The 14,359-nt window shown below is 64.7% G+C and carries 10 protein-coding genes; 6 read left to right on the top strand and 4 right to left on the bottom strand.

Annotated features, from left to right (window positions below; genetic code table 11):
- Positions 1–82 precede the first annotated feature (82 nt).
- The 3 genes from bamD to ligA all read left to right on the top strand — a co-directional run bounded on the left by bamD (position 83) and on the right by ligA (position 4,919).
- Positions 83–973 (top strand): outer membrane protein assembly factor BamD, encoded by an 891-nt coding sequence (gene bamD, locus IVB27_RS07425; RefSeq protein ID WP_247347720.1) that lies wholly within the window; start codon positions 83–85, stop codon positions 971–973.
- Positions 974–986: 13 nt separating this feature from the next.
- The gene (gene recN, locus IVB27_RS07420; RefSeq protein ID WP_247442538.1) at positions 987–2,660 is read left to right on the top strand and encodes a DNA repair protein RecN; all 1,674 of its coding nucleotides are present in this window, start codon (positions 987–989) and stop codon (positions 2,658–2,660) included.
- Positions 2,661–2,771: 111 nt separating this feature from the next.
- Positions 2,772–4,919, top strand: coding sequence for an NAD-dependent DNA ligase LigA (ligA, locus tag IVB27_RS07415; protein WP_247442530.1), 2,148 nt, complete (start codon positions 2,772–2,774; stop codon positions 4,917–4,919).
- Positions 4,920–5,029: 110 nt separating this feature from the next.
- Here ligA and IVB27_RS07410 read toward each other — a convergent pair whose 3' ends face one another.
- Positions 5,030–6,304, bottom strand: a complete 1,275-nt coding sequence (locus IVB27_RS07410) for a multidrug effflux MFS transporter (RefSeq protein WP_247442528.1) — start codon at positions 6,302–6,304, stop codon at positions 5,030–5,032.
- A 214-nt stretch (positions 6,305–6,518) separates the two neighbouring features.
- Positions 6,519–8,348, bottom strand: a complete 1,830-nt coding sequence (locus tag IVB27_RS07405; protein WP_247442526.1) for an aminopeptidase P family protein — start codon at positions 8,346–8,348, stop codon at positions 6,519–6,521.
- A 188-nt stretch (positions 8,349–8,536) separates the two neighbouring features.
- Here IVB27_RS07405 and IVB27_RS07400 point away from each other — a divergent pair, with 188 nt between their 5' ends.
- Positions 8,537–8,710, top strand: coding sequence for a hypothetical protein (locus tag IVB27_RS07400; RefSeq protein ID WP_247347708.1), 174 nt, complete (start codon positions 8,537–8,539; stop codon positions 8,708–8,710).
- A 29-nt stretch (positions 8,711–8,739) separates the two neighbouring features.
- Here IVB27_RS07400 and IVB27_RS07395 read toward each other — a convergent pair whose 3' ends face one another.
- The gene (locus tag IVB27_RS07395; protein ID WP_247442525.1) at positions 8,740–9,627 is read right to left on the bottom strand and encodes a 50S ribosomal protein L11 methyltransferase; all 888 of its coding nucleotides are present in this window, start codon (positions 9,625–9,627) and stop codon (positions 8,740–8,742) included.
- A gap of 164 nt (positions 9,628–9,791) precedes the next feature.
- On the opposite strand from IVB27_RS07395, the gene IVB27_RS07390 reads away from it, so the two are divergent.
- Positions 9,792–9,947, top strand: coding sequence for a Flp family type IVb pilin (locus tag IVB27_RS07390; RefSeq protein WP_456649783.1), 156 nt, complete (start codon positions 9,792–9,794; stop codon positions 9,945–9,947).
- Between the two features lie 287 nt (positions 9,948–10,234).
- Here the strand turns inward: IVB27_RS07390 and IVB27_RS07385 are convergent, their stop codons facing one another.
- Entirely contained in the window at positions 10,235–11,845 is a 1,611-nt protein-coding gene (locus IVB27_RS07385; RefSeq protein WP_247442913.1) for a phytoene desaturase family protein, read from the bottom strand.
- A gap of 232 nt (positions 11,846–12,077) precedes the next feature.
- Here IVB27_RS07385 and IVB27_RS07380 point away from each other — a divergent pair, with 232 nt between their 5' ends.
- Positions 12,078–14,357 (top strand): spermidine synthase, encoded by a 2,280-nt coding sequence (locus IVB27_RS07380; protein WP_247442516.1) that lies wholly within the window; start codon positions 12,078–12,080, stop codon positions 14,355–14,357.
- Positions 14,358–14,359: the final 2 nt, after the last annotated feature.

Below are 14,359 nucleotides of genomic sequence, written 5' to 3'. Positions count from 1 at the left end.
AGGCACTACGGCTACTTTTCGCGCCCATGACGCGGTTCATGGGCTGGCGGACACCGCACCATAGGGCGTCAGGGCAATACTCATGTCGGCACAGCGTATGACGCGCGGATATCTCCAGGTCTCGTCTCGAGTCCGTGGATCGCTCAAGGCTGCCACCTTCTTCGTACTCGCGCTGCCGCTGGGCGGCTGCGGCACCGGCGCGCTTTGGGACAAGTTCACCGCCAAGGACGACACCTTCGTCGAGGAGCCCGCCGACAAGATCTACAATGAGGGCCTGTACCTCATGAACGAGAAGAAGGACATGAAGGCGGCGAACAAGAAGTTCGAAGAGGTCGACCGCCAGCATCCTTATTCCGACTGGGCCCGCAAATCGCTGCTGATGTCCGCCTATTCGTCCTATCAGGCCGGCGACTATGACAGCTGCATCGGCGCGGCCACCCGCTACGTCACGCTGCATCCCGGCAGCCCGGATGCGGCCTATGCGCAATACCTGATCGCCGCCTCGCATTACGACCAGATCCCGGACATCAGCCGCGACCAGACCCGCACCGAGAAGGCGATCGCCTCGCTGGAAGAGGTGGTGCGCAAATATCCGACATCCGAATATGCGACCTCGGCCAAGGCCAAGATCGAGGGTGCGCGCGACCAGCTCGCCGGCAAGGAAATGAATGTCGGCCGCTACTACGCGCAGAAGCGCGATTACACAGCGGCGATCAACCGCTACAAGGCCGTGGTGACGCAGTACCAGACCACCCGCCATGTGGAGGAGGCGCTGTACCGCCTGACCGAGGCCTATATGGCGATCGGCATCGTCGGCGAGGCCCAGACGGCCGCCGCCGTGCTCGGGCACAATTTTCCTGACAGCCGCTGGTACAAGGACGCCTATAATCTTGTAAAATCCGGTGGTCTCGAACCGAGCGAGAATCAGGGGTCCTGGATTAGCAAGACCTTCAAGAAAATGGGCCTCGGCTAGGAAATAGAATTCCATGCTCGCGCGTCTGTCGATCCGTGACATCGTCCTGATCGAACGGCTCGATATCGAATTCGCAACGGGCCTCGCGGTTTTGACCGGCGAGACCGGTGCGGGCAAATCCATCCTGCTCGATGCCTTTGCGTTGGCGCTCGGCGGCCGCGGCGACGCCGGCCTCGTGCGCCACGGCGCGGAGCAGGGGCAGGTCACTGCCGTGTTCGATATCCCCAAAAATCACCCCGCCGCGAAGATCCTCGCGGAGAACGGGCTGGAGGATACCGGCGAGATGATTCTCCGCCGGGTCCAGTTCGCCGACGGCCGCACCCGCGCCTTCATCAACGACCAGTCGATCAGCGTGCAGACGCTGAAGGCGGTCGGCGCCGCCCTGGTCGAGATCCACGGCCAGCACGACGAGCGCGCCCTGGTCGACGCCGCCACCCACCGCCGCCTGCTCGACGCCTTCGCCGGTCTCGAAAAAGATGTCTCGGCGGTCGAAGCGCTCTGGGATGCACGTCGCACCGCCAACACCGCGCTGGAGGAACATCGCGCCGGCATGGAGCGCGCCGCGCGCGAAGCGGACTACCTCCGCCACGCCTCGGACGAATTGAAGCAGCTCGCGCCCAGGGACGGCGAGGAGACCTCGCTGGCTTCCCGCCGCACGACCATGATGCAGGGCGAGAAGATCGCCTCCGACCTGCGCGAAGCGCAGGAAGCGGTCGGCGGCCACCATTCGCCGGTCGCGACCCTGTCGGCCGCGGTGCGCCGGTTGGAGCGCCGCGGCGCCAGTTCGCCAGCACTGGTCGAGCCGGCGGTGAAGGCGATCGACATCGCGATCAACGCGCTGGAAGAGGCCGACCAGCATCTCCAGGCAGCCTTGGCCGCGACGGACTTCGATCCTTCGGAACTCGAACGCATCGAGGAGCGACTCTTCGCCTTGCGTGCAGCGTCTCGCAAGCATTCGACGCCGGTCGACGGGCTTGCCGCGCTCGCCGCCAGATATGCCGCGGAAATCGTGCTGATCGATGCCGGCGCCTCGCGGCTGAAAAAGCTGGAGCAGGCCGCGATCGAAGCCGACGCCCGCTATGCTGCCGCCGCCAAGAAACTGTCGATGGCGCGGCAGAAATCGTCCGAAAAGCTCAACAAGGCCGTCAATGCCGAACTCGCGCCCCTCAAGCTCGAACGCGCAAAGTTCATGACCCAGGTCCAGACCGACGAGGCCACGCCGGGTCCGCAAGGGTTCGACCGCGTCGAGTTCTGGGTGCAGACCAACCCGGGCACCAAGCCAGGGCCGATGATGAAGGTCGCCTCCGGCGGCGAGCTGTCGCGCTTCCTGCTGGCGCTCAAGGTCGTTCTGTCCGACCGCGGCTCGGCGCCGACCCTGGTATTCGATGAGATCGACACCGGCGTCGGAGGCGCGGTCGCGGACGCCATCGGCGGGCGCCTGGCGCGGCTCGCCGGCAAGGTCCAGGTGATGGCCGTCACCCACGCCCCGCAGGTCGCCGCCCGTGCCGACCAGCATTTGCTGATCTCCAAGGATGCGCTGGACAAGGGCAAGCGCGTCGCCACCCGCGTCAATGCGTTGGCCGCCGATCACCGCCGCGAGGAAATCGCCCGCATGCTCGCCGGCGCCGAGATCACGGCCGAGGCGAGGGCGGCCGCCGACCGGCTGCTCAAGGCGGCGACGGCGTAGGCCCCGTGTCCCGGACGCGCGCAAGCGCGAGCCGGGACCAGAGCGTTATGTCCGGGGTACGAAACTGTAACCGCCTTTACCCTCCCGCCCGCTCCGTCGTATCCAAGCACCATGGCCAGAGCAGCAAAATCCAAACCGCTTCCCGACGTCGCCGACCTCACCAAGGCGCAGGCCAAGGTCGAGCACATGCGGCTCGCGCTCGAGATCGAGGGGCATAACGAACGCTACTACCAGGACGACGCGCCCACCGTCACCGATGCCGAGTATGACGCACTACGCCAGCGCTTCAACGCGATCGAGAAGCGCTTTCCGGAATTCGTCAGCGCGGACTCGCCGTCGCAGAAAGTCGGTGCTGCACCGTCAGGCCGCTTCAAGAAGGTGCGGCATGCCGTCCCCATGCTGTCGCTCGACAACGCCTTTGCAGAAGAGGATCTGCGCGACTTCGTCGGCCGGATCGTGCGCTTCCTGAAGCTCGACGACGACAAGATCGATTTCTCCGCCGAGCCGAAGATCGACGGCCTCTCGATGTCGCTGCGCTATGAGGGCGGTGAACTCGTCACCGCGGCGACTCGCGGCGACGGCGCGGTAGGCGAGGACGTCACCGCCAACATCCGCACGCTCGAAGACGTGCCCGAGAGGCTGAAGGGCCGCAACGTCCCCGAAATCTGCGAGGTGCGCGGCGAGGTCTACATGACCAAGAAGGCCTTCCTCGCGCTCAACGAGCGGCAGAAGGCTGAAGGCAGCACCATCTTCGCCAATCCGCGCAACTCGGCCGCGGGCTCGCTCCGGCAGAAGGATCCGACCATCACCGCCTCGCGCCCCCTCGGCTTCTTCGCCTATGCCTGGGGCGAGATGAGCGCGATGCCGGAGGGCACGCAGAGCGGCATGATCCACTGGTTCGAGCGCTGCGGCTTCAAGACCAACCCGCTGACCAGGCTCTGTCACTCCGTCGAGGAGCTGCTCGCTTTCCATCATTCGATCGAGGAGCAGCGCGCGAAACTCGACTACGACATCGACGGCGTCGTCTACAAGGTCGATCGCATCGACTGGCAGGAACGGCTCGGCTTCGTCTCGCGCACGCCGCGCTGGGGCATCGCGCACAAATTCCCGGCCGAGCAGGCCATGACGGTGCTGCGCGACATCGAGATCCAGGTTGGCCGCACCGGCTCGTTCACGCCGGTGGGCAAGCTCGAACCGGTCGGCGTCGGCGGCGTGATCGTGCAGAACGTCACGCTGCATAACGAGGACTACATCAAGGGCATCGGCAACAAGGGCGAGGTGCTGCGCGAGGGCCGCGACATCAGGATCGGCGATACCGTCGTGATCCAGCGCGCCGGCGACGTCATCCCGCAGGTGGTCGACGTCGTTCTCGATAAGCGGCCGAAGGCTGCCAAGGAATTCCAGTTTCCGAAGAAGTGCCCGTGCCCGTTGCACACCGATGTCACGCGCGAGGAGACCGCGGCGGGAGAGGAGGGCTCACGCGCTCGCTGCACCGGCGAGTTCGCCTGCCCCTATCAGAAGATCGAGCATCTGAAGCTGTTCGTGTCGCGCCGCGCCTTCGACATCGACGGTCTTGGCGAGAAGCAGCTTCAGTACTTCTTCGACGAGGGTTTTGTGAAGGAGCCGGCCGACATCTTCACGCTGGAGAAACGCAACGCAAAACTCAAGCTGGAGGACATCGAGGGTTACGGCGAAACCTCGGTGCGAAATCTGTTTGGCGCGATCGAGAGCCGTCGGAAGATTGCACTGGAGCGCTTTATCTACGCGCTCGGCATGCGCCATATCGGCGAGACCACAGGGCTGGCGCTGGCGCGCGGCTACGGCTCCTGGGACGCCTTCCACGATGCCAGCCTCAAGGTCGCCAAGGGCGACGAGGAGGCGATGGCCGAGATGGATGCGCTCGACCAGATCGGCGAGACCGTGATCAAGAGCATCGCCGATTATTTCGGCGAGAGCCACAATCGCGGCATCGTCGAGCGGCTCACCAAGGAGGTCGAGATCATCGACGCCGAGAAGCCGAAGAGCAACTCCGCCGTCGCCGGCAAGACCGTGGTGTTCACGGGCTCGCTGGAGAAGATGACACGCGACGAGGCCAAAGCCACCGCTGAGCGGTTAGGTGCAAAGGTGTCCGGATCAGTGTCCAAGAAAACCGATCTCGTCGTCGCCGGCCCCGGAGCGGGTTCGAAGCTCGCGGAAGCTAACAAGCATGGCGTCAAGGTGCTGACCGAGGACGAGTGGTTGACGCTGATCGGGGAGTGAGGTTTTCTTTCGTCATTGCGAGCGAAGCGAAGCAATCCAGACTGTCAACGCGGAAAGATTCTGGATTGCTTCGCTTCGCTCGCAATGACGGGGAGAGGGCATACCGCCCCTCACATCATCCCGCTCTCTTCCTCCTCCGCCTGCTCGATCAAGGTCTCGCTCACCACGACCTCGCGGCGGGGGACGAGGAAGATCATCGTGCAGGCGCAGAGCAGGGAGATTGCCAGCACGGCGGAAGTGAGCGGCAGCGTGGTCGCGGAATGGCCGCCGAGATAGGCGCCGAACTGCGACATCAGCGCGCCGATGCCTTGCTGGAGGAAGCCCATCGCGCCTGATGCGGTACCCGCGGCCTCCGGGCGGATGCTGATCGCGCCCGCGGCCGAGTTCGCCATCACGAAGGCATTGCCGGCCATCACGATCATCTGCGTGCCGAACAGCCATGCCGGCGCCTCGTTCCAGCCTGTGAAGCTCCAGAGCAGGTTCAAAAGGCTGCCGCAAAGCTGGAGCGCGAGGCCGAACCAGATCAACTTCTCCAGCGAATGCCTGGGCGCGAAGCGCACGCAGAGCAGATTGCCGACGAGATACGCAAAGCCCGTCGTTGCAAACCATGCGCCGTATTCGGCGCTGGTCCTGCCCATCTGCGTCACCACGATGTAGGGACCGCCGCCGGCGAAGGTGAAGATGATCTGCGAGGCCAGCACCTGGCACATCACGTAGCCGACGAAGGCGCGGTTGCGAATGAGAATGCCGACGTCGCCGCGAAAACCGCCGCCGGCGGCGCGGGTGCGGCGCGTCTCCGGGAGCGCGACCGCGATGCCGACGGCGACCATGATCGCGGCGATGGTGATGACGTAGAAGATCGCGCGCCAGCCGAATGCGGTCTCGATCAGGCCGCCTGTGAGCGGGGAGACCATCTGCCCGATCATCAGCGCCGCGATCACGAGACTGATCATCGAGGCGACGCGATCACGCGCGTAGATGTCGCGGATGATGGCGCGGCTCACCACCATGCCGGCGGCGCCGCCCAGCGCCTGGAAGAAGCGCGCGGCGATCAGCTGCGGCAGGGTTTCCGCGAAGATGCAGGCGATGCTGGCGACTACCATCAGCGCCAGTCCTCCGAGCAGCACCGGGCGTCGCCCGAACCGGTCCGACAGCGGGCCCATGATGAGTTGCGACAGCGCGATGCCGACCATGTAGAGCGACACCGTCATCTGCGCGACCGAGATGTCACTGCCAAATGTTGTCGCCAGCACCGGCAGCGCCGGAACCAGCATATAGAGCGAGATCGGCGCGATCCCGGTCATGACGACGAGCAGCAGCAACACCAGGCGCGAGGTCGCGATGTTCTTCGCCGTTTCCGGCGGCTTGCTGATCATGCCGTGCATGCGTGTCCGTCTCGTGGAAATTCGAATCGGACTGTAGCGTGCTCGCGCAAGACGGATATCGGCGTTTCGGAATGCGGCTATACGGATTCCGGGACGGTTATGATAACAGCGCGATGGCGACGAATTGGGCGCGGTTCGCGCCAGAATGAGAGTCCGTTGCGAAAGCAGCCTTGCGCAAATCGCTTAGTGTCATGCGGGCTTCGGGACGGCGCGCTTACGCCTTTAGTTCCGCCGTCGCTTGATCGAGCCAGGCCTTCGTCGCCTCGTCCAGTGCCGGCCGGACCTCGGCCCTCACACGCGCGTGGTAGGTATTGAGCCAGTCGAGCTCGTCCTTGCCCAGCATGCCGACATCGATCAGCCGGCGGTCGATCGGCGCCAGGGTCAGCGTCTCGAACGCGTTCATCGATTTCTCCGCGCCCTTGATGTCGGTTTCGACCACCAGTTCGAGGTTCTCGATGCGGATGCCGAAACCGTCGGTCTTGTAGTAGCCGGGCTCGTTGGACAGGATCATGCCGCGCTTCAGCGGTGTGGTGCCGAGCTTCGAAATCCTCGCCGGTCCTTCGTGCACCGAGAGATAGCTGCCGACGCCGTGGCCGGTGCCATGCTCGAAATCGACGCCGGCGGCCCAGAGATATTGCCGCGCGAGTGTGTCGAGCTGCGCGCCGGTGGCGCCGTCGGGAAAGATCGCGCGTGCGATCGCGATGTGTCCGCGCAGCACGCGCGTGAAGCGGTCGCGCATCTCGCCGGTGGGCTCGCCGACCGCCATGGTGCGGGTGACGTCGGTGGTGCCGTCTTCATATTGCGCACCGGAATCGATCAGCAGGAGATCGCCGGGGACGATCCGCCGGTTGCTTTTGCGGGTGACGCGGTAGTGCACGATGGCACCGTTCGGGCCCGTGCCTGATATGGTCGGGAATGACACGTCCTTCAGCGCGCCGGTGTCGCGGCGGAATGTTTCCAGCGCCTCGACCGCGTCGATCTCGGTGAGCTTGCCGCTTGCCGCCTCGCGGTCGATGAAGGCGAGGAAGCGCGCCAGCGCCACGGCGTCGCGCCGGTGCGCCGTCTGCGTGCCCTTGATCTCTGTCGCGTTCTTGACCGCCTTGAGCAGCGCAACCGGATCGCTGCCGCGCACCGGCTTGCCGCCGGCGCCCGTGATCAGCCGGCTGAGGGCGTCGGCCGCAGTCGCATTGTCGAGTGCGATCGATGCACCGCTCTTGGCGAGCGCCATCAGCGTCGGCGCCATCGCGTCGGGCTCGCGCACGTCGGCGGACTGCTCGAGATGGTCGCGGGTCAGATTGGAGAGCTTGCGGTGGTCGATGAAGATGGTTGGCCGTCCTTCCTTCGGCACCAGGGCATAGGACAGCGGCAGCGGCGTATGCGCGACGTCGGCGCCGCGGATGTTGAAGGTCCAGGCCACGGCATGGCTGTCGGACAGCACCAGCGCCTCGGTGCCGAGCTTGCCGATCTCGCTCCTGATCTGTGTCAGCTTCTCGGCTTCAGTGACGCCGGCATGTTGCATCCCGTGTACCGCGACCGGCGCAATCGGCGGCTGCGGCCGGTCCTGCCAGATCGCATCGACCGGATTGCTGTCGACGGCGACCAACTCGGCGCCGGCCTTGGCGCAGGCGGCGGACAAACGCTCGGCTGCCGCAAAAGTGTGCAGCCACGGATCAAATCCGAGGCGGTCACCTGCCTTCAGGTGTGCCGATACCCAGCTTTCCGGCGGCGGATCGATCAGGGATTCCACGGCCCAGGCCCTTGGATCGACCTGCTTGGCCGCCTGGATCGTGTAGCGGCCATCGACGAACAATGCGGCCTCGTGCGTCAGCGCCACCGCCAAGCCCGCTGAGCCCGTAAAACCGGTCAGCCAGGCCAGACGCTCTTCCGAGGGCGGCACATACTCATTTTGCTGCTGATCGGCGCGCGGGATCACGAAGCCGGTCAGCTTGCGGCGGGCGAGCTCTTCACGGAGCATGGCCAGCCGGGCCGCCAATGCGACGCCGGCCTCAGGCTCCTCGAATGTCTGGAAATGCGCTTCGAACATGGTGGATCACTTTAGGATCATGACGATCAGTCCGCAATGTAGACGCATTCGAGGCCGCATCTGGCATGGACTGTGCTTGAACAAGTTCCATTCGAATTGAGTGGAGTACAGGATGCGGCAGTTGCGCTTCGTCCGGATAACAGGGAAATTCGAGCAAGTGGTTCGTCTCAACGGCGAGGGGACACACGATGCCAGCGTTCACGTTTGAGAAGATTCCGCCGCCGGTGCGCCGCGCCCCGGTTGCGGCGACACCGAAGAAGCCGCGCGGCCTCCTCAGCCAGATGATCGACCGTTTCGCCGAACGCCGCGCAAAGCGGGCGTTGCGCGCATCGACGCGCCGTGACGAGAAGCCTGCGAAGTAGCGCGGCGCCGAACGCAGCGCCAATCCACCCTACGAAAGCTTCCGCAGCAACAGGCTGCTCCACCCTTCGATCCGCAAATGCTTTAGCGGCACGAGGCCGCGCGCGCGGTAGGCGGCGATCACGGCGGGGGCCTGGTGTGTCAACAGGCCGGAGAGGATGACGCGTCCGCCGGGCGCGAGGTGGGCCGTCATCGGGCCCGCCAATTGCCGTAACGGATTGGCAAGGATGTTGGCCAGCACCAGGTCGAAGGGGCCGCATCTGCCAAAATCAGGCGCGGCGAAGCCGGTGGCGCAGATCAGCCGCACGTGGTGACCAACCTCATTCAGGGAGGCGTTCTCGGCTGCTACCCGTACCGAGGCCGGGTCGATGTCGGAGGCCAGCACGGCGCGATGCAGCGCCTTCGCCGCCGCTATTCCCAGCACGCCGGTCCCGGTGCCGAGGTCGAGCAGGTTCCTTGGCCGGGAGCTCTTCAGGACATGGTCAAGCAGCAGTAAACAGCCGCGCGTGGTGCCGTGATGCCCGGTGCCGAAGGCGAGGGCCGCCTCGATCTCGATGGCGAGCTTGTTTGGCGCCACGCGGTCGCGGTCGTGGCTGCCATGAACGACGAAGCGCCCGGCCGGCACCGGGACGAGATCTTCCAGGCTCGCCTTGACCCAGTCCTTGGCCTCGATCGTGTCGAAGGCGAGCGTGTCCACGAACTCGATTCCTGCTGAAGTTGCAATGAGTTCGCGCAGCCATGCCTGGTCCGGCGCGTCCGCGAAATGCAGCGCGACGTCCCATTGTCCGTTCGGCTGCTCGAAGGCGGCGACCGCCGCATCCCCCTCGAAAAACACCTCGTTGAGCACGTCCACAACCCGCTTGGCGGCGATCTCGCTGCCGATCGAAAAGCTGGCGCGATGGGTGGGGGAAGGCTGCATCCTAGGATTCTGTCCGGTTCAATTTTTGGAACTTTTGTTCGCAATTTTTCGCACAACTTGCAATCTTGGGGTTAACCCGACCGCAGGTTGTGCTCCGTATATTTCCGGACGTTGAGGTCCACCAACACAGCTTGAAATGGAAATGGAGGCGAAACTTGAAGCGCATGATTTTGAAGTTCTGGTCCGACGATTCGGGTGCAACCGCAATCGAATACGGCCTGATCGCAGCCGGTATCGCGCTGGCGATCATCACAGTGGTGAACAGCCTGGGTACCACGATGAACGAGAAGTTCACTTCGATTAGCACCTCCTTGAAGTAATTTCCGCCTCCCTTTTTCAGCGGCGTTACTTTCTTCATAAGACTGATTTCGATCAGCGCCCGTCGGGGGATTGCCCCTGGCGGGCGAAGTCGTTCTGGAGACTGGTTTTCGAAGGAGATGCCCACAGGCTATCCGCTCGTTCTCCGGACATTGTCCACGGCCTTATCCCGTACTCATCGCCAGATTTTCCACCGACTTGTGCCCGGCTTGGCCCGGCGGGCCGAGACGGGCAACCCACCGCTCTTTCACCGCGCTACCAACAGCCTGTCCACAGCTCGTCCACAGGCCTATCCACGGCTTCCGAACAACGAGCGGTGATCCCTCAGGATCGCCTGCGCGGCGTTGTGGCCGGGGGCGCCGGTGACGCCGCCGCCGGGGTGGGCGCCGGAGCCGCAGTGATAAAGGCCCTTCAGCGGCCCGCGATAATCGGCGTGGCCCAGCATCGGCCGCGCCGAGAACAGCTGGTTCAGCGTCAGCGCGCCGTGGAATATGTCGCCTCCCAACAGGCCGAACTGCCGTTCAAGGTCGAGCGGTGACAGGATCTGGCGGCCGAGCACGCTTGTCGCAAAACCCGGCGCGTATTTGTCCACCGTCGCGATCATGAGGTCGGCCACCTCGTCGCGATGGTCGTCCCACGACTTTCCATCGGGAAGCTCCGGCGCGACATGCTGGCAGAACAGGCTCGCGACATGTTGCCCTGCGGGTGCGAGGGTCTCGTCGAGCGTCGAGGGGATCAGCATTTCCACGACAGGCTCTCGGCTCCAGCCGTGCGCGCGGGCATCGAGAAAGGCGCGGTCCATGTAGCCGAGGCTCGGAGCCAGGATGATGCCCGAGGTGAGATGATCGCCGTCGCCTGGCAGCGCCGTGAAGGAGGGCAGACGGTCCAGCGCGACGTTCATGCGGAAGGTGCCGGACCCGTTCTTCCAGTGCCGGATGCGGTCGAGGAACTTTTGGGGCAGGGCATCGGCGGCGATCAGCCGCGTATAGAGCAACTTCGGATTGACGCTGGCCGCGACATATTTCGCGCGGATGGTCGTCCCGTTCTCCAGCGCCACGCCGACCGCGCGGTCGCGCTCGACGATGACCTCGCGCACGCCCGCATCGGTGTCGATCACAACGCCGCGGTCGCGCGCGGCGCGCGCCATGGCTTGCGTGATCGCGCCCATGCCGCCGATGGCGTGGCCCCAGACACCCTTCTTGCCGTTCACCTCGCCGAAGGCGTGATGCAGCATCACATAGGCCGAGCCCGCGGCGTAGGGGCTGGCGTAGTTGCCGACGATGGCGTCGAAGCCGAACAGCGCCTTGACCAGATCGTGCTCGAAACGTTCGTCCAGCATCTCGCCGGCCGATCGGGTGAAGAGATCAAGCAGGTTGCGGCTCTGCTCCAGCGTCAGCCCGCGCAGGATGTTGGCGCTCTGGAATGCATTCACGGCCTCGCGGATCGCAGGCGCGCCAAAACCGTCGAGCATATTGGGCGGCGCGCGCAGCACGAATTGCCTGAGCACGTCGGCGATATCTTCCAGCTCGCGCGAAAATCCGTCGAGCGCGTTTGCGTCATGGGCGCTCAGCCGTGCGACGGACGCCTTCGTCCGTCCTTCACCGGTGAGGAGATAACTGCCGTCGGGCGCGGGCAGGAAATTCTGCGCGCGCCGCTCGACGACCTGCAGGCCCTGCTCGGCCAGCTTGAGGTCACGGATCACCTGCGGATTGAGCAGGCTCACGGTGTAGGCCGCGACCGAATTGCGGAAGCCGGGATGAAACTCCTCCGTGACCGCGGCCCCGCCGACCACCTTGCGGCGCTCGACCACGCGCACGCGCAAGCCGGCCATCGCGAGATAGGCCGCGCAGGTCAGGCCGTTATGGCCAGCGCCAATGATGATGACGTCGGTTTCGATCATGAAGGCGCCAAGCTGTTCCACGTTCATTCCGGGACGGTCTGAACGACCAGGCTCGGAATGACATCTGTATATCAAGCATTTCCCGCTGCAACATCACGAGACCCTTTATTGCCCGTTCAGGCGCCTTGTGCTCCATTGCGCGCGTCCGGTGCCCGCCGGAGGAGTAATCCGACGCGTTTTCGCGCACGAAGCGGTGCCCATTTCGCTGGAAAACGTTCTTGCTGGAGCTTCCATGGATTCGATCGTGCAACCCGCCGCCACGGAGCAGCCGTCCTCGTCACGCAACCGGTTGCTGCTGACGGTCTACACCGCCGCGATCTTCGTCAGCGCCCTACTGCTGTTCTCGGTGCAGCCGCTGTTCACGAAAATGGTGCTGCCGCGGCTCGGCGGCTCGCCGGCGGTGTGGTCGGTGGCGATGGTGTTCTTCCAGTCGCTGCTGCTGGCGGGCTACGCCTATGCGCATTTGTTGATGCAGGTGAGGAACCGCATCGTTCCGGTGCTGGTGCATCTCCTGCTACTGATTGCGGCGTTCGTCACGTTGCCGCTCGGCATCGCCTCCGCCTATGGCGATCCGCCCGCTTCGGGCTACGCGATCTGGCTGCTCGGCCTGTTCGTGATCTCGATCGGGCTGCCGTTCTTCGCGCTCGCCGCCAACAATCCGTTGTTGCAGGCCTGGTTCGCCCGCACCGGGCATCCTGCCGGACACGATCCATATTTCCTCTATGCGTCCTCCAACATCGGCAGCTTCCTCGCCCTGCTATCCTATCCGTTCCTGCTGGAGCCAATGTTCACGCTGCACACGCAGAACCGGCTCTGGACCGGCGGTTATGGCATTCTGATCCTCCTGATCGCCGCATGCGGTGTGCTGTTATTGCGCTCGCCGAAGCTCGCAATGGTCGATGCGCGAACCGAGGATCTGAATGCCCCGGCGCCGGGTTTCCTGACCCGGCTGCGCTGGATCTTTCTCGCTGGAGTGCCGTCCGGTCTGCTCATCGCCGTCACCGCGCACATCTCGACCGACGTTGCGGCGGCGCCATTGCTGTGGGTGCTGCCGCTGTCGCTGTACCTCCTGACCTGGGTGGTGGTGTTCCAGTCGCGGCCGCTGCTGCCGCACAAATGGATGCTGATGCTCCAGCCGGTCGCGATCGCGGGCGTTGTCTTCCTGCTGGCGTTCGGCGGCGAACAGAACCTTCTGCTGACGCTTGGCGGCCATCAATTGTGCTTCTTCGTCATCGCCATGGCCTGCCACGGCGAACTGGCGCGGACCCGGCCGGCCGCCAGATATCTCACCGGATTCTATGTCGCGCTGTCGTTCGGCGGCATGGTCGGCGGCCTGTTTGCAGGGCTCGTTGCGCCCTTTACCTTCTCCTGGATCGCCGAATATCCGATCCTGGTTGCGCTTGCCGCGCTGTGCCGGCCGCCCGCGAGCGAGCGGCTGGCGGGCATCGTCAAATGGTACTGGCTGGCGCTGGCCGCGCTCGCCGTCGTGCTCGTTGCGCCGTCCATTACGGCGGGGGGGCTGTCGGCCTGGTTCGAGGATCACCGCGTCTGGGTGGCCGGTAGCGTCGGCGTGCTCGCCGCGTTGCTGGTCCTGGCGGTCAACGCCGGCCGCTGGAAGATCTTCGCCACCGTCGCGCTGGCGCTGGCGCTGATCCGCATTTATCCGGCGGACGAAGGCCGTGTCACCACGGTGCGCAGCTTCTTCGGCGTGCACAAGATCGTGGTGACGCCCGGCGGCTATTTCCACGTCTTGATGCACGGTACCACGATCCACGGCGCCGAGCGCTTCCTCAACAATGACGGCACGCCGGTCACCGGGCGGCCCGAACCGATCACCTATTATCACAAGGACGGCGGCATCGGTCAGGCCGTCAGCGCGATCCGGGAACGCAAGGGCGTGCCGCTGAAGGTCGCCGCGATCGGCGTCGGATCGGGCACGCTCGCCTGCGCCGCCGAGCCCGGCGAGAGCTGGACATTCTTCGAGATCGATCAGTCCATGGTCGATGCCGCCCGTGATCCGAAGAATTTCCACTATATCTCGAGTTGCCTGCCGGATTTGAAGCCGGTGATCGGCGATGCCCGCCTCACCTTCGCGAAGGAGCCCGACGGTGCCTACGATCTCATTATCGTCGATGCCTATTCGTCGGATGCCATCCCGATCCATCTTGCGACCGAAGAGGCGATGAAGATCTACAAGGACAAGCTCGCTCCGCACGGCGCCGTGGTGATGCACGTCTCCAACCGGCACCTCGATCTCGAGACCGTCGTGGTCGGCATCGCCGACGCCAACGATCTCAAGAGCTGGGTCTACAACGAGGATTCCGGCCGCGATGGTGACTACATCTTCTCGACCGACGTCGTCATCTCCGCCCGCGAGGAGGAAGATGTCGGCAGGCTCGCATCGTCGAAAGTTTGGGAGCAGACCGAAGCTGACGACAGGGTGCGGGTCTGGACCGACGATTACTCCAATATTCTGGGCGCGCTGTACCGGCGTTTGCGGGACGGGGAGTAGGG

The organism is Bradyrhizobium sp. 197 (genome assembly GCF_023073375.1).
Classification (GTDB): domain Bacteria; phylum Pseudomonadota; class Alphaproteobacteria; order Rhizobiales; family Xanthobacteraceae; genus Bradyrhizobium.
Note: the sequence above shows the minus strand (reverse complement) of the source record. Positions and strands in the feature narration are given on the sequence as shown.